The 22,191-nt window shown below is 30.6% G+C and carries 27 protein-coding genes and 1 other annotated feature; of the genes, 26 read left to right on the top strand and 1 reads right to left on the bottom strand.

All coding sequences use genetic code 11. The features are described 5' to 3' along the window. Positions 1-252 precede the first annotated feature (252 nt). The 20 genes from JMO20_RS03225 to JMO20_RS03320 all read left to right on the top strand — a co-directional run bounded on the left by JMO20_RS03225 (position 253) and on the right by JMO20_RS03320 (position 14,348). Positions 253-891 (top strand): Yip1 family protein, encoded by a 639-nt coding sequence (locus JMO20_RS03225; protein ID WP_202708093.1) that lies wholly within the window; start codon positions 253-255, stop codon positions 889-891. A gap of 239 nt (positions 892-1,130) precedes the next feature. After that, on the top strand, positions 1,131-1,754 hold the full coding sequence (locus JMO20_RS03230) for a 50S ribosomal protein L25 (RefSeq protein ID WP_202708094.1): 624 nt from the start codon (positions 1,131-1,133) through the stop codon (positions 1,752-1,754). A 120-nt stretch (positions 1,755-1,874) separates the two neighbouring features. Further along, entirely contained in the window at positions 1,875-2,537 is a 663-nt protein-coding gene (locus JMO20_RS03235) for a 50S ribosomal protein L25 (RefSeq protein WP_202708095.1), read from the top strand. Positions 2,538-2,770: 233 nt separating this feature from the next. Next, positions 2,771-2,962 carry a hypothetical protein gene (locus JMO20_RS03240; protein ID WP_202708096.1) on the top strand — a complete coding sequence of 64 codons (192 nt, stop codon included), beginning with the start codon at positions 2,771-2,773 and terminating at the stop codon, positions 2,960-2,962. Between the two features lie 117 nt (positions 2,963-3,079). Beyond that, a complete protein-coding gene (locus JMO20_RS03245; protein WP_202708097.1) occupies positions 3,080-3,922 on the top strand; it encodes a fumarate hydratase in 843 nt (280 codons plus the stop codon). A gap of 12 nt (positions 3,923-3,934) precedes the next feature. After that, positions 3,935-4,465: a Fe-S-containing hydro-lyase gene (locus JMO20_RS03250; RefSeq protein ID WP_202708098.1), complete on the top strand. Its 531-nt coding sequence runs from the start codon at positions 3,935-3,937 to the stop codon at positions 4,463-4,465. 33 nt (positions 4,466-4,498) lie between these two features. Beyond that, positions 4,499-5,074: a GNAT family N-acetyltransferase gene (locus JMO20_RS03255; protein WP_202708099.1), complete on the top strand. Its 576-nt coding sequence runs from the start codon at positions 4,499-4,501 to the stop codon at positions 5,072-5,074. 24 nt (positions 5,075-5,098) lie between these two features. Further along, on the top strand, positions 5,099-6,259 hold the full coding sequence (locus tag JMO20_RS03260) for an NAD(P)-dependent malic enzyme (protein WP_202708100.1): 1,161 nt from the start codon (positions 5,099-5,101) through the stop codon (positions 6,257-6,259). 17 nt (positions 6,260-6,276) lie between these two features. Further along, positions 6,277-6,783: a hypothetical protein gene (locus JMO20_RS03265; RefSeq protein ID WP_202708101.1), complete on the top strand. Its 507-nt coding sequence runs from the start codon at positions 6,277-6,279 to the stop codon at positions 6,781-6,783. Between the two features lie 104 nt (positions 6,784-6,887). Further along, positions 6,888-7,082, top strand: a complete 195-nt coding sequence (locus JMO20_RS03270) for a sigma factor G inhibitor Gin (RefSeq protein ID WP_202708102.1) — start codon at positions 6,888-6,890, stop codon at positions 7,080-7,082. 143 nt (positions 7,083-7,225) lie between these two features. Then, positions 7,226-8,650 (top strand): aminotransferase class I/II-fold pyridoxal phosphate-dependent enzyme, encoded by a 1,425-nt coding sequence (locus JMO20_RS03275; RefSeq protein ID WP_202708103.1) that lies wholly within the window; start codon positions 7,226-7,228, stop codon positions 8,648-8,650. 17 nt (positions 8,651-8,667) lie between these two features. Then, positions 8,668-9,291, top strand: coding sequence for a dTMP kinase (gene tmk / locus JMO20_RS03280; protein WP_202708104.1), 624 nt, complete (start codon positions 8,668-8,670; stop codon positions 9,289-9,291). 64 nt (positions 9,292-9,355) lie between these two features. Continuing rightward, the gene (locus JMO20_RS03285; RefSeq protein ID WP_202708105.1) at positions 9,356-9,682 is read left to right on the top strand and encodes a cyclic-di-AMP receptor; all 327 of its coding nucleotides are present in this window, start codon (positions 9,356-9,358) and stop codon (positions 9,680-9,682) included. Positions 9,683-9,693: 11 nt separating this feature from the next. After that, positions 9,694-10,023: a cyclic-di-AMP receptor gene (locus tag JMO20_RS03290; RefSeq protein ID WP_202708106.1), complete on the top strand. Its 330-nt coding sequence runs from the start codon at positions 9,694-9,696 to the stop codon at positions 10,021-10,023. Between the two features lie 187 nt (positions 10,024-10,210). Then, positions 10,211-11,191 (top strand): DNA polymerase III subunit delta', encoded by a 981-nt coding sequence (gene holB / locus JMO20_RS03295; RefSeq protein WP_202708107.1) that lies wholly within the window; start codon positions 10,211-10,213, stop codon positions 11,189-11,191. Between the two features lies 1 nt (position 11,192). Continuing rightward, positions 11,193-12,008 (top strand): PSP1 domain-containing protein, encoded by an 816-nt coding sequence (locus JMO20_RS03300; protein WP_202708108.1) that lies wholly within the window; start codon positions 11,193-11,195, stop codon positions 12,006-12,008. A 167-nt stretch (positions 12,009-12,175) separates the two neighbouring features. After that, positions 12,176-12,346, top strand: a complete 171-nt coding sequence (locus JMO20_RS03305) for a 4Fe-4S binding protein (RefSeq protein WP_202708109.1) — start codon at positions 12,176-12,178, stop codon at positions 12,344-12,346. A gap of 144 nt (positions 12,347-12,490) precedes the next feature. Next, on the top strand, positions 12,491-13,255 hold the full coding sequence (locus JMO20_RS03310) for a tRNA1(Val) (adenine(37)-N6)-methyltransferase (protein WP_202708110.1): 765 nt from the start codon (positions 12,491-12,493) through the stop codon (positions 13,253-13,255). After that, entirely contained in the window at positions 13,236-14,099 is an 864-nt protein-coding gene (rsmI, locus tag JMO20_RS03315) for a 16S rRNA (cytidine(1402)-2'-O)-methyltransferase (protein WP_424141319.1), read from the top strand. The genes JMO20_RS03310 and rsmI overlap by 20 nt, the downstream gene beginning before the upstream one ends. Before the next feature lie 30 nt (positions 14,100-14,129). Next, the gene (locus tag JMO20_RS03320) at positions 14,130-14,348 is read left to right on the top strand and encodes a DUF1858 domain-containing protein (RefSeq protein ID WP_202708111.1); all 219 of its coding nucleotides are present in this window, start codon (positions 14,130-14,132) and stop codon (positions 14,346-14,348) included. Positions 14,349-14,395: 47 nt separating this feature from the next. Here the strand turns inward: JMO20_RS03320 and JMO20_RS03325 are convergent, their stop codons facing one another. Then, positions 14,396-14,644: an AbrB/MazE/SpoVT family DNA-binding domain-containing protein gene (locus tag JMO20_RS03325; protein ID WP_202708112.1), complete on the bottom strand. Its 249-nt coding sequence runs from the start codon at positions 14,642-14,644 to the stop codon at positions 14,396-14,398. A 511-nt stretch (positions 14,645-15,155) separates the two neighbouring features. Between JMO20_RS03325 and JMO20_RS03330 the strand changes: the two genes are divergently transcribed. The 6 genes from JMO20_RS03330 (at position 15,156) to JMO20_RS03355 (ending at position 22,097) form a co-directional block, all read left to right on the top strand. Beyond that, a complete protein-coding gene (locus tag JMO20_RS03330; protein WP_202708113.1) occupies positions 15,156-16,577 on the top strand; it encodes an HD domain-containing protein in 1,422 nt (473 codons plus the stop codon). A 488-nt stretch (positions 16,578-17,065) separates the two neighbouring features. Beyond that, complete coding sequence (locus tag JMO20_RS03335; RefSeq protein ID WP_202708114.1) at positions 17,066-17,641, top strand: nucleoside recognition domain-containing protein; 576 nt, start codon at positions 17,066-17,068, stop codon at positions 17,639-17,641. A gap of 4 nt (positions 17,642-17,645) precedes the next feature. Continuing rightward, positions 17,646-18,182: a spore maturation protein gene (locus tag JMO20_RS03340; protein ID WP_202708115.1), complete on the top strand. Its 537-nt coding sequence runs from the start codon at positions 17,646-17,648 to the stop codon at positions 18,180-18,182. A 166-nt stretch (positions 18,183-18,348) separates the two neighbouring features. Then, positions 18,349-18,589, top strand: a binding site (T-box leader). A 124-nt stretch (positions 18,590-18,713) separates the two neighbouring features. Continuing rightward, positions 18,714-20,684, top strand: a complete 1,971-nt coding sequence (gene metG / locus JMO20_RS03345; RefSeq protein ID WP_202708116.1) for a methionine--tRNA ligase — start codon at positions 18,714-18,716, stop codon at positions 20,682-20,684. Positions 20,685-20,770: 86 nt separating this feature from the next. Further along, complete coding sequence (locus JMO20_RS03350; protein WP_202708117.1) at positions 20,771-21,301, top strand: hypothetical protein; 531 nt, start codon at positions 20,771-20,773, stop codon at positions 21,299-21,301. A gap of 28 nt (positions 21,302-21,329) precedes the next feature. Continuing rightward, a complete protein-coding gene (locus JMO20_RS03355; RefSeq protein WP_202708118.1) occupies positions 21,330-22,097 on the top strand; it encodes a TatD family hydrolase in 768 nt (255 codons plus the stop codon). Positions 22,098-22,191 lie beyond the last annotated feature (94 nt).

Genomic DNA, 22,191 nt, shown 5'->3' on the forward strand with positions numbered 1-22,191 from the left:
TCCACCTGAAGAGAAGTCTTCTCTCCCACTTATAGAAGTGGGAGTCTTATCAAAAGATAAATTTGTAAAAACTTCACTAGCAAGATTAATTTAAACCCTATTGCTAGGCTTACTATTAAAAGCCTAGCAATAGGGTATTTATTTATTGAAGTTAATAATAAAATAATAAATAGTTAAAAAAATCCAATAGTAGATTTAGAGGTAAACTTCTGTTATTATTAAGTATGTAGAAACAAATAAAGGAGGAGTTTTATGGGGTTTTTTAAGAGAATAATAGGAGTGATTACTAATCCAAAAGATACACTTGAAGAAATATCCAATAGTGCACCAATATGGCAGGCTATTTCTATAAATGTTATATTAGGGGTATTGTCAGTATTTATAACATTAAATAGAAATACATTAATGGCAAATATGGGGCCTGGAATAAGTCCTTACGACATTGAAATGCTTTCGTCAATGATACCAATGTTTATGGTAATGGGCGTATTTTTTGCTATGATAGTTAATCCACTATTTCACTTTATAGAAACAGGAATGTATAATTTAATTTCTGAGTTTCTAGGGTATAAGGGAAGTGGTAAAGGATTGTTCTCAGCCCTTGGATTTGCCAGCGTTCCAGGAATATTTAGTATTATTCTATTGGGAATCTTTTCATCAATAAACTTAAATATAGTAAGTACTATAATAAGTATTCCGATAACCATTTGGGTGATAGTCTTAAATATTATCGCTATAAAGAAAACTTATCAAATGGGTACTGGTAAGGCTACATTAACTTATTTCATACCTATTATTGCTCTAATAGTAGTTGTTGGAATTTTAATAATACTTGGTATAATAACTATGATACCAATCATGAGAGAAATATCTGGACAGTTCATGTATTAAATATATTTTGGTTACTAAATATATAAATTAAAGGACTCTGTTAATAGAACGGAGCCTTTTTTTTTTTATCCTAAAAGGAAAAAAATTCTATTTTTAAAATTGCTGTGATGATGATATAAAGCTATATGTAGAGAATAAGTGACAACATAAATATTTTGAAAAATTTGAAATTTTCCGAAAAATCTGTTTTAATATATATATAGGAAAAAATAGGACAAAAAATTAAAGGGGGAATTATTATGTCTATACCGAAACTAAAAGTAGAGCTAAGAGAAGGAAATGGAAAACGCTCTGCAAATAAATTGAGAAGAGAAGGTTTTGTACCAGCTGTAATTTATGGTCATAATAAAGAAACTAAGACCATAAAGGTAAATAATAATGAGCTTGAAAAGATTTTAAAAAGACATGGTCATAGTGGTACAATTAATATAGAATTAGAAAAAGAACAGGTTTCGGCTATTATAAAGGAAATTCAAAAAGGCGTTGTTAAAGAGGGAGTTTTACATGTAGACTTTCAACAATTATCAGCTGGGGAAAAGATTAAGATGGCAATACCTATTAATTTAGTAGGAAAGGAAAAGGTAGAGACATCTTCTACCATTGTTCAACAGCAAATAAGTGAATTAGAAATTCAGTGTTTACCAAAAGATATCCCGCAATCTATTACAGCAGATGTATCTAATCTTGAGGTGGGGAAATCATTAGAAGTAGGAGATTTGGAGATAGCAAAAGACGATAATATTGAAATATTAAATGAAGAAAGTGAAATTGTAGCTTCCTTAACTTCAGCTACTAGAGAAGAGGTTGAAGAAGAAGTCGAATCACCAATTTATGAAACTGAAAAAAGTATTTTAGAAGAATAAGCATATAGCTATATAAAGGGGCTTTGAGTCTTAGAACTCAAGGTCTCTTTTTTTACCTCCCTAAAGTTTAAAAAAATACAAAACTGGAGATACTGTTTTAATAGAAAGGGAGGGATTATTATGCCAGATACTTTTTTAGACTGTAGTTTAAGAAATGATGTTGGAAGTAATGCAAGTCATAGAGTGAGGGCAAATGGACATGTGCCAGGCGTGATTTATGGACATCACATATCTAGTTATCCTTTAGAATTCGATAGGAAAGAAATCAATAGGATTATTAAAGATCATGGTGAAAATGCTTTAGTTAATGTAATGGTTAATGGAAGTTCTTATCCTGCTATGATAAAGGAAATTCAAAGAGATAGCTTAACTGGAGGTATAATTCATTTAGATCTACAACAGATAAACATTTCAGAAAAAATACATACTGCTATACCAATAGTTCTAAATGGAAAAGAGAAGGTTGATACTACTGGAATACTTCAAAAGCAACTAGAAAAAATTGAAGTAGAATGCTATCCAGATAAAGTACCAAGATTTGTATCAATTGATATATCTGACTTAGTGTTAGGAAACTCATTAAGAGTCTCGGATGTTGAGTTTTCAGAAGATTTCTCAATATTAAATGATGGTGAAGAGGTAATTGTATCCCTATCACATATAAAAGATGAAGAAGTCGATGATGTAGAAGATACATCTAGCTCTGATTTGATTACTGAGGAAGATCAACCTGAACTTGTAGGGCAAGAGGATGAAGAAGCTCAAATAGAATTAAAAGAGTGATAGGTACATATTGAAATAAAATTTTAGAGATTGTCTTAATGATATATATATCTTATTAAGACAATCTCTTTTTTCATAAAATATGACAACAGATATCAAATTCTACAAAAGAATCATGACATTTTCGAAATAAAATGATAAAATAAATAATAAATGGAAGAAAAATAGGTAATTAATACAGTAAAATTCGACAAGCTATTCACTTAACTTCCCAATAATCAGGAGATGATTTTATGAAAATGATAATTATGATTTTTTTAATTACACCTATTATTGTATTTCAAGGCATTTTATTTTTTGATATTCTTAAGAATTTTAAAAAGGCAAATAAGAATTATAGACCTACAGTAGCGGCCAAAGATAATACTATTAGATATAATAAAGATAGACAAATTAATAATGGAAGAATTAGAGTAGTAAAATAAGTGGTATTTTATACACCGCTTATTTTTTTTGCGAAAATACAACTAGTTAAAAGAAAATCTTATGGTAAAATAATAAATATTAGGGAAATAGTATTATTTTGAGAGAAGGTGAAAGCAATGAGAGAGATTAGTACTACTATTATAATTGAAAAAGTAAAAGAAATGTGTATATCGGCTAATCGAAACTTGGGGAAGGATGTAATTGATAAAATAGAACAGTCCTTAAGAGAAGAGAAATCACTAATAGGAAAGGATATCTTAGAAAAGCTTTTAGAAAATGCAAATATAGCTAAGGAAAAACAGATGCCAATATGTCAAGATACTGGAATGGCCGTTTTTTTTGTTGAAGTAGGACAAAATCTAGTAATATCAGGTGGAAGTTTGACAGATGCAATTAATGAAGGTGTTAGGCAAGGATATAAGGAAGGATATTTAAGAAAGTCCATTGTAGGTGATCCAATACTAAGGGAAAATACAAATGACAATACACCGGCAATTATCCATTATGACTTAGTTGAAGGAGATAAGTTAAGGATGCTTTTTGCTCCAAAGGGTTTTGGTAGTGAAAATATGAGTAGAGTAGCAATGCTAAAGCCATCAGATGGTATTGAGGGAATAAAAGATTTTGTTATAGATACTGTAAAAAAAGCAGGACCTAATCCATGCCCTCCAATAGTTGTAGGAGTAGGAGTAGGAGGAACAATGGAAAAGGCATGTTTATTAGCTAAAAAAGCATTAATGAGAAATATTGGAATATATAATAAAAAGAGTCATATTTCAGGACTTGAAAAAGAACTTTTAAAAGAAATAAATAAATTAGGAATAGGACCTCAAGGATTAGGAGGAAATACAACTGCCTTAGACGTAAATATTGAAGTATTTCCTACTCATATTGCAGGACTACCTGTGGCAGTAAATTTGAATTGTCATGTTGCAAGACATATGAATATAGAAATTTAAGGAGGAGTTAATATGTCTGAAATAAAAATAGAGACTCCCTTAAATCTTGATAAGATTAAAGATCTTAAAGCGGGAGATAGAGTTTACCTTACAGGAACAATATATACTGCAAGAGATGCAGCTCACGAGAGGTTAGTAAATCAAATAGAGAATAAAGAAAACGTACCATTCAAAATACAAAATGCTACTATTTATTATGTGGGACCTTGCCCAGCGAAGCCAGGAGAAGTGATTGGCTCGGCAGGACCAACAACTAGCTATAGAATGGATAAATATACACCTCTATTACTAGATAAAGGATTAAAAGGTATGATAGGTAAAGGATTAAGAAATGAAAAAGTAATTGACTCTATGATAGAAAACAAGGCAATATACTTTGCAGCAATAGGAGGAGCTGGGGCTCTAATATCCAGTTGTATAAAAGAATCTAGAATTATTGCATATCCAGAATTGGGGGCAGAGGCAATAAGAGAATTATATGTAGAAAACTTCCCACTAATTGTTGCGATTGATTCAAAGGGAAATAATCTATATAATAGATAATAATATTGATTTGTTAGCTTAAGGGGGGATACAATGATTGAGGGGAAGAATATTGTAATTAGACAGCTTGAATTAGGGGATGAAGAGTATCTATATAAATGGTGGAATGATGGTGAGATGATGGCCCATGCAACCCATCCCTTTGGAACTCTTCAAAGTAAAGAGTCCATCAAGCTAAATATTTTAAAAGAGATCGAAGAAACTAAGATGTTTTCGAAAAAAAGAAGATTTATAATTTGTAAGAAAGAAGACTTAGAACCAATTGGTGAAATAAACTATAATGATTGGGATGCAAGAAATCAAAAATGTGAGTTCGGAATAAAGATTTGCGAAACTTCTGAACAAAATAGAGGATATGGCAAGGATACATTATTTCATTTCATAGATTTCTTATTTAGGTTTTTAAACCTTAATAAAATTGAATTAACCACCATGGTTGATAATAATAGATCAAAAGGATTATATAAAAAACTAGGGTTTCAAGAGATAGGAATTATAAGAGAAGGCTACTTTGACAGTAGAAGAGGAGAATATTCAGATGTAAGATATATGGACCTCTTAAAGAAAGATTGGAATAAAATCAAAGATAGCATAAGAGATAGCTTATAAAAAATATTTTTAAAGGAGTAAGCAATGGATACTAAAGAGAAAGCATTATCACTTCATGAAAAGAATAAGGGGAAAATTTCGGTAAATTCAAAAATAGAGATTAAGGACAGAGAAAGTTTGTCATTGGCATATACCCCTGGAGTAGCAGAACCTTGTTCTCGTATAGAAAAAAATCCAAAGGACATTTATAGATATACATCCAAAGGAAATATGGTGGCTATAGTTACTGATGGAAGTGCAGTTTTAGGGCTTGGGGATATTGGTCCTGATGCATCATTGCCAGTTATGGAAGGCAAAGCAATTTTATTTAAAGAGTTTGCAGGAGTTAATGCCTTTCCTATTTGCATAGATTCTAAAGATGAAGATACTATAGTAAATACGGTAAAAATTATAAAATCTTCCTTTGGTGGAATAAACTTAGAGGACATATCAGCACCAAGATGTTTTACAATAGAAGAAAGACTAAAAAAGGAGCTAGATATTCCCGTTTTTCATGATGATCAACATGGAACGGCTGTAGTTGTTCTTGCGGGATTAATTAATTGTGCTAAACTGCTTAATAAGGCACTGGCAAACATGAAGATCGTTATTAACGGAGCAGGAGCAGCAGGGATAGCAATTACAAAGCTCTTAAATAAGGTAGGTATAAAAGAATTAGTTCTTTGCGATAGAAAGGGAGCTATATCTAAAGAGAGAGATGATCTTAATTGGGTAAAAACGGACATGTTGGAAATCACCAATATTAATAATGAGACAGGAGAACTAAGGGATATATTGAAAGGTAAGGATGTTTTTATAGGAGTATCTGCAGCGAATATTGTAACTGGAGACATGATAGAAAGTATGGGAAAAGATCCAATCATATTTGCCTTGGCAAATCCAGTACCTGAAATCATGCCAGATATAGCTAAGGATAATGGTGCTAGAGTAGTAGCCACTGGAAGATCAGATTTTGATAATCAAATTAATAATGTTCTAGCATTTCCTGGGATATTTAAAGGCGTTTTAGAAATTAATGCTAATGAGATTAATGATGATATGAAGATAGCTGCAGCAGAAGCTATTGCTTCTGTAATACAGGATAATAAACTAAGTGAAAAATATATTATTCCTGATGTGTTTAACAAAAATGTAACGGAAGTAGTTGCTGAAGCAGTTAAGAAGGCATATCAAAAAGTTAAATAGAGAAAGGATATTATCTTATGAATGGATTATTCAAAGAAGTAGTAAGAAGGCAGCAAAGACCATTTTGGCAAATAGTATTTATAGTTTTAGGAGCTGTTATATTACTAAATTTATTAATTACATCTTGTAATTTATTGGGAGAAAAATATGCTGGTATTGCCAGTATTATTGTTCTTGCTTCAACAATATCTGTTTGTGGATTTTTAATAATCAAGATTGTAGCATATTATAGTTATAGAATAGCTGATAATAGACTAATTTTTGAACGAATAATTGGAAATAAATCAAAGGTTATTTTAGATTTGGGTATAGAAGAAATCGAAAGTATTAAACCATATAGAGAAATGGAAGAAGACAAATCTGTTGCAGTCACTTATAAATTTATTTGTGATAAAGATTATGATAATTTTTATGTAGGAGCATTTTTGAAGGATGATAAAAAATATAGATTTATATTTAAGCCAAGTAGCAGACTTTTGAATTTACTTGTTAAGGATAAAATTGCTAAATATGTAGACAACTAAAATAAAAGACCATTTCCAAAAATGTAGAACATTGGTCATGCAATGTGAATAATATATTACATAAGGGCAATAATCCTAGTAATATATAATAAGGAGATGGTCTTGTGGGGTCTACTGTTTGTAAGATTTGTCTTAAGGAAAGTAACAATCAGAATAAAGGATTGCATATACTAGGAGTACATATATGTAAACAGTGTGTGGACAGTATGTTAGAGGCAAAAATGGATGGTTTAAGGTACGAGGATTATAAGCTTGCAATAAGGGACATATGGATTGATTATATAGCGCTTAATTATTAAAAAATTTTAGTGAACGGAGGGTATAGATAATAATTCTATATCCTTTTTTATTTTAGATTTTATAGTTGAATTTTAGAATGCAATTTCCTTAAATAAAGGAATTTTATATATTTAGTAGAATAATTACAGTAGGAGGAGAATGAATGAAGACACCAATTATAGATGGTTTGATGAAATATATAATGGAAGAAAATGTTAGATTTCATATGCCAGGACACAAAGGAAAAGAGGCTCTTTTAAATTGGAGAAATCTTATTCCTCAAATAGATGTAACTGAAGTCGATGGGACTGATAATCTTCATAACCCTGAATCTATAATTTTAAAAAGTCAAGAGTTGGCAGCTAACACCTTTGGAGCAAAAAATACCTTTTATTCTATCAATGGAACCACGGGAGGTATATATGGGTCCATAGGGGCAATTACAAAGCCAGGGGATACGGTCTTAATACAAAGAAATTGCCATCGGTCAGTTTATAATGCCGTAATTTTTAATCAATTAAATAGCGAGTATATTTATCCTGTGTATAATAAAGAATGGAATATACTTACTGGGGTGTTGGCGGAAGATATAGAAAAGAAAATAAAGAATAATCTTGATATCAAGGCTATAATAATAACAAATCCATCTTATTATGGAATATGTAGTAATATTCAAGAAATAGCAAAGGTTGTTCATAAGTATAACAAGATATTGATTGTTGATGAAGCTCATGGAAGTCATTTTAATTTTAGTAATAACTTACCTGTTACAGCAATTGAAGCAGGAGCAGATATATGTATCCAAAGTACCCATAAAACATTACCAGCATTTACGCAGGCTTCTATGGTTCATGTAGGTACAAATAGAGTAGATAATGATAGACTTAGAAAAATGATATCTATGTACCAGACAACTAGTCCATCATATATTTTAATGGCATCGTTAGATATGGCAAGGGCTTACATGGAAGAGAAGGGTAAAATAAACCTTGAAAAAATGATTAGAAAAATAGGTGTAACAACAACCCATCTAAAGGGACTAGATAGAGTAAAGATATTTGATCAAGAAAGAATAAATTATAAAGATATCTATGATTTTGATACCATGAAAATATTATTTCAGATTGAAGGGATAAGTGGAAGTTCCGTTGAAAAAATTCTTAGAAAAAAATATAATATTCAGCTTGAGATGTCAGACTCTTTTTATGGTGTTGCTCTATGTAGCGTAATGGACACTGAAGAAGACATCGACAAACTTGCTAATGCAATAGAAAATATTTCCGAACTAGAGGCGGATGGTAATCATAATACTAAAATTAGTACTAAAATATCTAATATTTTACCAAATGTGAATATGTCATTACATGATGCTTTTAATAGGTCTAAAAAAACTATAAGATTATCAGAAGCAAAAGGAGAAGTATCAGGAAGCTTTCTGATTCCATATCCCCCAGGGATACCTATATTATGTCCAGGAGAAATTATAACAGAAGAAATTATAACCTATATTCAGTTTTTACGATCAAATAATATACAAATACTTGGATATAAAGATAATAATTTAGAAAACATCGAGATAATAAGATAAAGAAGGGAATGATGTAGATGAAGGGGTTATTCATTACTATAGAGGGGCCAGATGGTTCTGGAAAGAGCACAATAACAAAATTATTAACTAAATATTTACAGGAAAAAGGACATAATATATTAGTAACTAGAGAGCCTGGAGGAACCAGGATAAGTGAAGAAATAAGAGATATGATTTTAGATAATAAAAATACTAGAATGTCACCGGTTACAGAAGCTTTACTTTATGCAGCATCTAGAGCTCAACATGTTTCACAGAAAATATTACCTGCTTTAGAAAAAGGAAAAATAATAATTTGTGAAAGATTTGTAGATTCTAGCCTAGTATATCAAGGAATCGGAAGAAATTTGGGTATAAATAAAATAAAGGAAATAAATGATTTTGCAACTCAGAATCTTGAGCCTGATATAACTTTATTCTTTGATATACCACCTGAGCTTGCAATTAACAGAAGAAGACATCGAAGAAGAAAGGATAGGTTAGAAAGAGAAAGCATAAAATTTCATAAGGAGGTTTATAAAGGATATTTAAAGCTTACTGAGATGTATCCAGATAGAATTAAAATAATTGATGCAAAGCAAGATTTGGATAATACTTTTAATCAAGTTAAGACACTAGTAGATGAACTGTTATTAAAATAGTTAAAACCAATAGTTTGATGAATATCTAGTTGCAATGTTCTAAAATTATGAAGGGGGTATAATATTGAAACTTATTATTGCTATTGTACAAGATGAAGATGCGCCACATCTTACGGAAGACTTAACAAAGAATAAATTTCAAGTAACTAGATTAGCTTCTACAGGAGGTTTCTTAAGGTCAGGGAATACAACTTTAATAATCGGTGTTAAGAAAGAAATGGTAAATGAAGTGTTTAAAATAATTGAAAACACTTGCAAGGTTAGAAAAATAACAACATCTTTAGCTTCATTAACATTAACAGGAGACACATATATTCCATATCCTATGGAAACCAAAATTGGAGGAGCAACAGTATTTACCTTAGATGTTGAAAGGTTTGAAAGAATTTAGGGAGGGATTTTATGAAGCTTGTTATCGCCATAGTACAAGATGAAGACACTGGGAGATTAGTAGATGAACTTATGAAAAATAAGTTTGGAGTAACAAAGCTTGCATCAACGGGAGGTTTCTTAAAGTCAGGAAATACAACAATTATAGTTGGTGTAGAAAAAGAAAAGATAGACGATGTAATAGAAATAATTAGAAGTACATGTAAATCAAGAAAACGAGTAACAACGTCACCAGCACCTACTACATGGTCTTCAGGGGTGTATACTCCTTATTCAGTTGAAGTACAAGTAGGAGGGGCGACTATATTTGTTGTAGATGTAGACAAATATGAAAAGCTCTAAGAATATTAAAGGCTGATTGTATCTCCCTTAACTAATCTAGTGGTTTTGATACAATCAGCCTTTAATTTGATTATCATAAAATATTTACGGTTAAATCGTTATATACATTTAAATAGCTTGAAGCCTAAGGCCCGCTATACTATAATAGTGATAGAAAACAGTTTTTTAGCATATTTGGAGGAATAATATGGATTATAGTCATGTAGTAGGACATGAGAATATAATAAAGAGATTACAGAATTCTATAAAGAAGGGAAATGTAAGTCACAGTTATTTATTTGAAGGACCAAAGGCTATTGGTAAGAGTAAAGTGGCAGAGGTCTTTGCTAAGACTTTACTATGTAAAGAAAAAGGGGTTCAGCCTTGTAATCAGTGTTCTTCGTGCCTTAAATTTGACTCTGGCAATCATCCTGATGTATTTATAGGTAGTGCTGAAGGTGAAAGCTTCAAAAAAGGACAGGTTGAAGATCTTCAGAGGTCAATAAAAACGTTACCATATGAAGGGGATAAAAAGATATATATACTTGAGGATATAGATAAAATGACACAACAAGCTCAGAATAGTTTTTTAAAGACCTTAGAGGAGCCTCCATCATATGTTACAATTATAATGACAGTTATTAACAGTTATAGTCTTTTGCCAACTATTATTTCTAGATGTCAAGTGTTAAAGTTTAAACCTGTTGAAAGTATGAAAATAGAAAGTCTATTATTAAATAATCTGGGGAAAACTCAAGAAGAAGCTCAGATTATAACTTCATTTTCAAATGGTATAATAGGAAGAGCAATAATACTTGCAGAATCTGAAGATTTTAAGGCTATTAGAGAAGAGGTTATTTCTGTTATTGATACTACGTTAAAAAGTAATAAGTATAAAATATTTAGTATCAGTGAATTTTTTCAAAATCATAAGGAAATGATTGAGGATATTCTAGATATGATGATGGTTTGGTTTAGAGATATACTTTTTATTAAGGAATTAGATAATAACCAGTTGATAATAAATAAAGATAAAATAGAAACTCTATCACAACACTCTTTAAAAATAGGTAGAGAAAAGATTCATGAAATAATTCAAGCATTGAATAATGCTAAGGAAAACATAGTCTCCAATGTGAATTATGAGTTAGCTATTGAGGTTATGCTTTTGAGAATACAGGAGGTATAAGATGGTTAAGGTCGTAGGAATTAGATTTAAGAAAGCTGGAAAAATATATTATTTTGATCCAGATGATATAGAAATAAATTTAGATGAGAAAGTTATTGTTGAAACTGCTAGAGGTATAGAATTTGGATTGGTTGTAGTTGGACCTAAGGAAATTAGAGAAGAAGAAGTGGTTGCACCTCTTAAAAAGGTTATTAGAATAGCTACAGATGAAGATACCAGCCAGCATGAAGAAAATAAAAACAAAGAAAAAGAAGCCTTTGATATATGTCTTGAAAAGATAGATGAACATGGATTAGATATGAAGCTTATAGACGTGGAATATACATTTGATAATAACAAAGTTATATTTTATTTTACTGCAGATGGTAGGGTAGACTTTAGAGAATTAGTTAAAGATTTAGCTTCAATCTTCAGAACTAGAATAGAATTACGTCAAATAGGAGTTAGAGATGAAGCAAAAATGATTGGAGGATTAGGCCCTTGTGGTAAAGCTATGTGTTGTTCCACATTTTTAGGTGAATTTGAGCCTGTATCGATAAAAATGGCAAAGGAACAGAACCTATCATTAAATCCTACAAAGATATCTGGAATCTGTGGTAGACTAATGTGTTGCTTAAAATATGAGCATGAAACCTATGAAAAAATAATTGAAAAAATGCCAGAAGTTGGTGAAATTGTAATTACACCAAAGGGTAAAGGTATTATAGTCGATACTAATATATTACTAGAAAAGGTTAAAGTAAAGATAAAGGTTGATCAAGATACAGAGGATATATTACCTTTTTCATTAGAGGAATTAAAACGACAAAAAAGATAGAAAAGAATAATGATATTACTATTGGGTAACTTACTTATGTATAGAAAGAAAAAAAAGTAACATAAAATATATAAAAAAAAATTAATAATACTTTTATTACACAGTAATAAATGTTAAAATTATTAGGGAAAATATTATGGTGTTACTCATATAAGGAGGTGAACTTGATGGCTTATAAAATATTAGATTCTTGTATTAGCTGTGGTGCATGCGAACCAGAGTGTCCAGTTGATGTTATAAGTGCAGGAGATGAAATTTACGTTATAGATCAAGATGGATGTATTGACTGTGGTGCATGTGCCAATGTTTGTCCAGTAGATGCTCCAGTTCCAGAATAGTACTTATATGTTATAGGAATTGTAGAAAGACTCCAATTAGGGGTCTTTTTTCATATATAAAAAATAATTAAGTATAAGGACTATAAAACATTCAATAAATGATATAATAATACATAATGGTCTTAATAATTTAGGAGAGATATAATGACAGAGATTAATCTAAGAGATAATGAAAGAATAGATGATTTGCAAATCAAAGATTTAAGAATAATTCAAAATACTGAAGGCTTTTGTTTTGGTATGGATGCAGTTTTACTTTCAAGCTTTGCAGAAATTAAGAATAATTCAGTTGTTGTTGATTTAGGTACAGGCACTGGAATAATACCTCTTCTAGTATGGGCAAGAAATACTATAAAGAAAATATATGGTATTGAAATACAAGAAGAAGTAGCAGAAATGGCAACAAGAACAATTAAATTGAATAAATTAGAAGGGGATATTGAAGTTCTAAATATAGATTTAAATGATTCTCTAGATAAGCTAGGTGTGAATAAATTTGATGTAGTTACTAGTAATCCACCTTATATGAATCTAGGAGGAGGAAAGATAAACCCTCAAGATAAGAAAGCCATATCTAGGCATGAAATAAAGTGTGACTTAGAGGATATTATAAGGGTATCTAGCAGACTTTTAAAACATAATGGGAGATTCTTTTTAGTTCATAGACCCCATAGAATTGTAGATATACTATGTTTAATGAGGGAATATAAAATTGAACCAAAAAGAATTAGATTCATTCACCCTAAGATAGGAGCAAAGCCTAATCTTGTATTGATAAAAGGAATAAAAGCTGCAAAACCAGAACTAAAATTTGATAAACCTCTTTATGTTTATAATGATGATGGAACCTATACAGAAGAAATTTATGATATATATGGAATGAATGGAAGTGATAAAATTGAAAAATGATATGGAAGGAAAGTTGTTCATATGTCCAACACCCATTGGAAATTTAGATGATATTACCATAAGAACGCTAAATACTTTAAAAGAGGCTGATTTAATTGCTGCCGAAGATACAAGACATACCATAAAATTACTTAACCATTTTGACATAAAGAAACCATTGACAAGCTATCATGAGCATAACATAAAGGAGAAGGGCCCAGTTATAATAGATAAGATATTAAAAGGAAAGAATGTAGCTTTAGTTTCTGATGCTGGAATGCCAGCAATTTCAGACCCAGGAGAAGATTTAGTTAAATTAGCTGTTGAAAGCAATATTGATATTATAGCTTTGCCAGGAGCAACAGCATCCATTCTTGCTTTGGTTTTATCAGGATTATCTACAGATAAGTTTGTTTTTGAAGGGTTTTTACCAGCAAAAAGCAAAGATAGAAAAGAAAGTCTAGAAAAACTAAAGACCGAAGAAAGAACTTTAATATTTTATGAATCTCCCCATAGATTATTAGCACTACTAAAAGATATGTTTATAGCACTGGGAGATAGAAATATTGCAGTAGCTAGAGAGTTGACAAAAAAATATGAAGAAGTATATAGAGGGAGTATACAAAGTGCAATAGAGAAATTTGACTCAGAAGGTCCTAGGGGAGAATTTGTTATTGTGGTACAAGGAATGTCCTCAGAAATAATTAAGGAAATTGAAGAATCAATGTGGTCAGATATGACAATAAAAGAGCATATAATCCTTTATGTTAATCAGGGATTTAGGAAAAAAGAGGCTATAAAGAGGGTTGCAAAAGAAAGAAATATACCTAAGAACGAAGTCTATAAAGAAAGTATAGGAATATAAATATTTTAGTGAGTTGGGAGATGATCTAAAATGAAAATAACAGCAGACATGAAAATGTTTGATATATTACATGAGCATGAAAAAGCAATAGATGTTTTTGAGGCATTTGGATTGAAATGCATATTCTGCCATGGAAATCATACTGATACTTTAGAGAAGGCATGTATTTTAAATAATATAAAGGTAGAGAAAATATTAGAAGAGCTTAATAAATTGGAGAGAGTAGATCCAATAGTTGATATGGTATAAAAAAATAAAGGATACAGAAAAGACGACTTAATAGTCGTCTTTATGTATTAGTTATCAATATTTGCCATTTCTTCTTTACATTCAGAACAAATGATTTTACCTTTAAATCTTGTGTTATCTTTAGCTTGTCCACAGAAGATACATGCAGGTGAATATTTCTTTAATATTATTTGCTCTCCATCTACATATATTTCAAGAGAATCCTTTTCAGCTATATCGAAAGTTTTTCTTAGCTCTTTTGGAATTACAATTCTACCTAACTCATCTACTTTTCTTACAATACCAGTTGACTTCACGAAACCTACCTCCTATCATAATATACTATCTACTTATTAACAAGTGCATCAAAATTCTTGTTAATCGACTTTTTTTTACAAAAAAATCGTACCATAAATTCCAATAAAAGTCAACATCACTTTATTAAATTTTGTTAACAGCAATGTATAAATTATAATTTTATGGGGACATACATCAGTTATAAAGCCAAAGTTTAATCATATAGTAAAATATGGAAATTAAGAATAATTTATTTTTTTACTGTTTTTCAATTATGAGGGATTTATTTCAAGAAATTACATATTATAAGGGTAATTTTCTCTAAAATAAATATTATATTTCGAAGTAGTACTTTAATGAAGGAATTACATATAATCTTAAATAAAATTTTAATATGCAATTTCTTCTAATGAATATATTTTGTGATATATTAAAATAAATAGAAGATAAGGTAAATGGGGAGTATATATAAGGAAACTTCTGTAGTAGCATGGGGAATTAAGGGTATAAAGTTTCTAAGGAGATGGTTTAATGGAATATGTGTTATCTGTTTTGAATGAGGTTAATAAAAGTGATGATATTAGCATATATGTAGTTGGTCAATATATCATTGATAGATTATTAGGAATATCATCAAATGAAATAGAGATTGTTATTGAAAATGGATTTATAGATGCTATAGATAGAGTTTTTCAGAGATTAGACTTTGATAACTATACTAAAGAAGTGAGAAAAGAAGTAGTTTTCTTGAGAAATAAAGAAAAAAACATAGAAATAAGGTTGATTGATTTAAAAAATCATGTTTTAAGAGATCATCTGCAAAATAGAGTTATAACTATTGATAGTATGGCCTTACCTATAAACTTGTATAATGAAGTTCAACATGAGAATATAATAGATCCCTATGGAGGATTAAAGGATTTACAAGGGAAAAAGGTAAGAAATAATTTAGAGAGAGAAGATGCTCTAGAGATTTCCAATATATTAAAAGCTGTTCGTCTTATGTCGCAATATAACTTTGATATGGATGGAAAATTTAAAGACTTTATTGTAGAAAATCATGGGAAAATAGAGACTAGTTATAGCAAAAACATTACAGATGAGCTATTTAAAATACTGAAGATGGAAAAAACATATTATTATTTTAAGTTTCTTGACCAGAATCTTAATATTTTTCAAAAGATATTCCCGGAAATTAGTCCAATGAAAGAGGTTGGAGAGTGTAAATATCATGTTGTCGACGTATTCAAACATTCTCTATATACTATGGAGATTCTTGAACTTATTATTTATTCAGATTCATATTTTGAAGAGCATATAAGAAAAGTATACAAAGAGCATAGCAAAGAAGAAATAGCATTAGGTCATAGTAGACTAGAATTCATTAAGCTAGGAGCATTTTTTCATGATGTTGGCAAGCCTTCTGCTATGAAAATTGATGAAACGGGAAGAACTAGATTTAGAGGGCATGAAATAACAGGTGCAGAGATTATAAAAGATATGGCTGAGAATCTAGGACTTAGTATAAAAGAAAGGGACTTGCTTTATAGATTAGTAGCTAAGCATATGATACCTTTGGTATTGTACAAGAAGAATGATGTCAGTGGGAAGACTCTTTATAAAATGTTTAAGGAATTAGGCGATGATACATTAGATGTGCTTCTTATTGCTCTGGCAGATATAATAGCTACAAGAAAGTTATTAGATCCTACAGAGGAAATGGGGAAATTTAAGATTCATGTTGAATATATTGCAAATAACTATTTAACAAGGTTCAAGGAAGTAGAAGATATTTCCCATATAATTACAGGCAAAAATGTAATTAAGAATTTTGACCTAGGAGAAGATGTTTTGATTAATGAATTAATAGAAGAAGTTCGAAAGGCAATATACAATGGGAAAATAGGGACAAGTAAGGAAGCAGCTTTGAAATTTATTGAGGGTGTGTTGTAAGAAAATAATAAATTTAATAATTGTGTGGAGAAATTTCCACACAGACTAATTTCTAATAACTAATTTTTTATTACATGTTGGAAATATATTGCTATAGCAATAGAAAGAAGCCCATTGTTAGATCTAAATGACATATCGCCATATACTCCTTATAAATGGGAAGACTGGATTAAGTTAATATCCCATATATATAAAGGTTATATGTTCTAGCTTGTCAAGTTGATTCTAATACTACACCTGAAGAATTTTGAAGTGTGGCTTATGAAACAGGTTTGGCAACAGAATTAGAAAAGGATAAAAGGATAAAATCTATAAACAGTATAAAATATTTAACAAGCCTATTTAGTTATCTTAACTAAATAGGCTTGTTTATTTTACTGAATACAACTATGATTGTAATTTAGTATATCCTTACTGCATATAATTTCATAAATATAATAATTTCACCAGCTATCGATTTTTTCATATTGAATTGAAAGGAAGATTCTATGATTAACTATATATGGTTTTTTCTCATTTTTATAGGTATCTTAGTTGCCATATTTACAGGAAATATCGAAGCTATAAACAGCACTGTCATTGAAGATACCCAATCAGCTGTTATGTTTGCTATAGGACTTATTGGAATTATGGCTGTATGGTTAGGCATGATGAAAATAGCCGAAAAATCAGGGTTAATTAATTCATTTAGCAAAGCGCTTAGACCTATAACTAACTTTTTATTCCCAGATATACCTAAGAATCATCCAGCTCTTAGTGCTATAGTTATGAACATGGTAACAAATATGTTTGGAGCTGGTAATTCAGCTACAGCTCTTGGAATTAAGGCAATGGAGGAGATGAATAAGCTTAATAATGATAAAAAAAGAGCAACTAATGCTATGTGTATGTTCTTGATAATAAATATGTCTTCTGTTCAATTAGTTCCTCTAACTGTATTAAAAATTAGAGCTGATGCTGGATCGTTAAATCCTACAGAAATTATTGGAACGTCATTAGTGGCAACAACAGTTTCAACAGTTGTTGGTATCATCAGTGCTAAGATACTCCAAAATAGAAGGTGATTTTATGGTAAAAGTGTTAAGCATAATATCAATATCAGTAATTCCAACAATTATAACCATAATATTAGTACATGGATATATCAAAGGTGTTGCCTTATATGATGTCTTTGTTGAGGGAGCTAAAGAAGGATTTACAACAGCTATAAAAATAATGCCTTATTTAATTGCAATTTTTGTTGCAATTGGCATATTTAGAAGATCTGGAGCAATGGAGATAATGGTTAACATTTTTGCACCAATAACTAATATTTTTGGAATTCCAAATGAAGTGCTTCCTTTGGTTATTATGAGGCCTATTTCTGGTAGCGGATCTTTAGGTGTGGTACAGGATATTGTTAGTACATACGGTGCTGATGGCTTTATAGGAAGGGTAGCTTCTACTATGATGGGGTCTGCTGAAACTATATTTTATACAATGGCCGTCTATTTTGGAGCAGTAGGAATAAAAAACTCTCGACATACTCTATCAGCAGCCCTATTGTCCCATGTAGCTGCAGTTATTGCATCTGTAATGGTTTGCAGACTAGTTTTTGGAAGTTAATGAAATCAAATTAAAATTAAGATAGAAGTAAAATTATTAATAGTTTCTATAAAATATACGAGTCTATTGGCAAAAAAATTTTAGTTTATTACTTGACAAAAATGAACAAATCTTGTATATTCTTTTATAATATAGTAAATCATATAATTATTACATAATCAATTTTTTAAAGGTTATGAAGGGAAGAGTAAGTTTAGAATCTTTCTACAGAGAGTCAGGTTAGGTGAAAGCTGACGTGAGTGAATAAGCTGAAGATGGCCCCTGAACTGTATAGCTGAAAAGAAGTAGGCTATATCGGATTTGTATCCGTTATCATTACAAGGTTATGATGGTAACCTGTTGAGGTTTAAGTTGTGAAGCTTAAACAAATTAGGGTGGTAACACGAATATTAGTCTTCGTCTCTATAGGATTAGGGGTGAGGGCTTTTTTATTTTATAAAAACTTATAAAAAACTATTTATAATATTACGTAGAGTAAAAAAAACTTTGTGATGGAAGCAGATAATATAAACAAAAACAGGAGGTAATTTTATGTCAAACAAAACTTATTATGTTACAACTCCACTTTACTATCCAAGTGGTAATCTAACAATTGGACACACCTATTGTACTGTTGCAGCAGATGTTATAGCCAGGTATAAGAGAATTCAGGGATATGATGTTAAATTTCTTACAGGTACAGATGAACACGGACAGAAAATAGAAGAAAAGGCTAAAGAAAAGGGAGTGACTCCAAAGGAGTATGTAGATAAAATAGTTGCAGACTCTAAAGAGCTATGGAAAAGTTTAGATATATCCTATGATATTTTCTATAGAACTACAGATAAAAAACATGGGAAGATAGTTCAAGAGATATTTACTCAGCTTTATAATCAAGGTGATATATACAAGAGTGAATATGAAGGGTACTATTGTACTCCTTGTGAATCTTTTTGGACGGAAACTCAACTAAATGATGGGAACTGCCCCGATTGTGGCAGACCTGTGAAATTGGCTAAGGAAGAGGCTTATTTTTTCAAGATATCAAAATACCAGGATAGGCTTTTAAAGCTTTTAGAAGAGAATCCAGAGTTCTTACAGCCTAAGTCAAGGGTAAATGAGATGATAAATAACTTCCTTAAGCCAGGATTAGAGGATTTATGTGTATCAAGAACAACAGTTGACTGGGGAGTTAAAGTTCCTTTTGATGAGAAGCATACTATATATGTTTGGTTTGATGCTGTATGTAACTATATAGCAGCTTTAGGGTATAAAACAGATATAGATAGTGATTATAAAAAATATTGGCCTGCTGATGTACACTTAGTAGGTAAAGAAATAGTTAGATTCCATACAATAATTTGGCCAGCAATATTAATGGCATTAGGAGAAGAAGTGCCTAAAAAGGTTTTCGGACATGGATGGATATTGTTTGATAATGACAAGATGTCAAAATCTAAGGGAAATGTGGTATATCCTGAACCAATAATTGAGTTATATGGTGTAGATACCCTTAAATATTTCCTATTAAGAGAATTTTCTTTTGGGCAAGATGGTTCTTTTACAAGAGAAAAGTTTTTAAATAGAATCAATTCTGATTTAGCCAATGATTTAGGCAATTTAGTTAGTAGAACAGTTGCTATGATTGAGAAATATAATGGTGGAATTATGCCAGAGCCTAAGGAAAGTGGAGAATTCGATGAAGATTTAAAGAAAACTGGAATAGCTGCTTCTGCTAAAGTAGAAGAATATATGAACAAATTTGATTTTAGTAATGCATTAGAAGAAACTTGGAAGTTAATAAGAAGAACAAATAAATATATAGATGAAACCACTCCTTGGATATTAGCTAAGGAAGATGATAAAAAGGATAGATTAGATACTGTTTTATATAATCTTTCTGAATCTTTAAGAATAACATCTATTTTAATAAGACCTTTTATGGAAGAAACATCAAATGCCATTTGGAGACAAATTGGAATAGATTATGGTCAAGGAACATCTTGGGAGGACTTAGCCCAGTGGGGTAAATTAATCACAGGACAGAAGGTAAGAAAAGAAGACCCAATGTTCCCAAGACTTGATGTGAAGAAAGAGATTGAAAGATTTAATAAGGTTCATGAAGAGTTTGTTAATAAAAGAATGGGCAAAAAAGCTAATGAAGAAGAGAAAAAAGAGGGAGATAAAGAAGTGGAAGAGAATTTAATAACTATAGACGATTTTGATAAAATAGAATTACTTGTAGCAGAAGTAATAAAAGTAGAGAAGCATCCAAATGCTGATAAGCTTTTAGTAATACAGCTTGAGGTTGGAGATGAAAAAAGACAAGTGGTTTCAGGTATTGCAAAATACTATGAACCAGAAGATTTAGTAGGGAAAAAGGTAATCTTAGTTGCTAATCTTAAACCGATTAAACTAAGGGGAATAGAGTCCCATGGAATGATTTTAGCAGCTGACAAAGGTAAAAAGCTAACATTAGCATCGGTATTAGAGGATATATCTAGTGGAGCTAAGGTTCAGTAATTATTAATGAAGCTTGATAAAAATTGACAGAGTGGCAGGAATAACTTAAATCCTTCCACTCTGTACTTGTAAAAGGGGGAAGCTTTGTGGAGTATTTCAATCTTGTATTGGTAGTTATAATTTTAGGAATTTTATTTTCGTCAACCAAAAAATACCTTAAAAACAAAAAAGAAGCTGGAGATGTATTAATTGATTTAAATGAGACAAAGAGTTCTAAAGATAAAGTGCTAAGGTTACTAGGGCTAGCCTTTAGTATAGTAATTATATACTTTGTTTTTATTAGAGGAGAAAAGGACATTGACTTTTTTTACAGAGTAATTTTTTGGGTCCTTTGGTATGCTTATTTGGTTTTAATAGTAGTTATTGACACTAAATTTACAGAGAACGGAATATTAAAATTCACTTATTTTGTTAAATGGAGTTCCATTGAAAAAGTTAGTTGGAGTCCTCTAAAAGGAAAGAAATATGATGATTATAAATTAGATATAAAGTTTAATATCGGCTCAGATAAAAAGAAGTATATCAAGAGTACTACTATTAAAATAAGGAACATTAAAAACAAGGTAAACTCACTATTTAAGGAAAAAGTGAAAAAATCTGCATTTAAGAAGAAATAAATGTTGTAGTTTTAAGGAGGAATGAATAATGCTTATTGATAGTCATGCTCACCTTGATGATAAACGATTTGATAAAGATAGAGATGATATAATTAGTGATTTAAAGAAGGATGATGTAGATATAGTTATAAATCCAGGAGCGGATTTTTTATCTTCAGTAAAAGCGGTTTCTCTGTCTGAGAAATATGAAAATATTTATGCTGCTGTGGGAATCCATCCCCATGATGCTAAAACAATGGATGATGAAACAATTAATGTATTAAGAGACTTAACAAAGAAGGGAAAGGTTGTAGCCATTGGAGAAATAGGGCTGGATTATCACTATGATAACTCTCCTAGGGATATTCAGCAACAGCGATTTAGAGAGCAAATAAAGCTAGCTAAGGAGTTAAAACTCCCGATTATAGTTCATGATCGTGATGCTCATAAGGATACCTTTGATATTATATCAGAGGAATTAGATGAAAATTTAACTGGAGTAATACATAGCTTTTCAGCCAGTACTGAAATGGCAAAAAAATATATTGATATGGGCTTTTACATATCATTTTCTGGCCCAATCACTTTCAAGAATGCGAAACAACCAAAGGAAGTTGCTAAGGAAATTCCTTTAGAGCATATTCTTATAGAAACAGATTCACCATATTTAACTCCAGAGCCCCATAGAGGCAAGAGAAATCAACCTGTAAATGTAAGATACGTTGCAGGCAAGATTGCAGAGTTAAAAGGTATAAAATTTGAAGAAGTGGCTAAAGTAACTGCTGAAAATACTAAGAGATTGTTTAATATAAAATAGACATACAAAAGAATATCATTTGATGGTGATTATGAAGGAGGCTGTGTAACTTCTAATAGTCAACTGATATTTACTGTAAAAAAATATAGATAGT

Source organism: Sporosalibacterium faouarense (assembly GCF_016765695.1).
GTDB lineage: Bacteria > Bacillota > Clostridia > Tissierellales > VENL01 > Sporosalibacterium > Sporosalibacterium faouarense.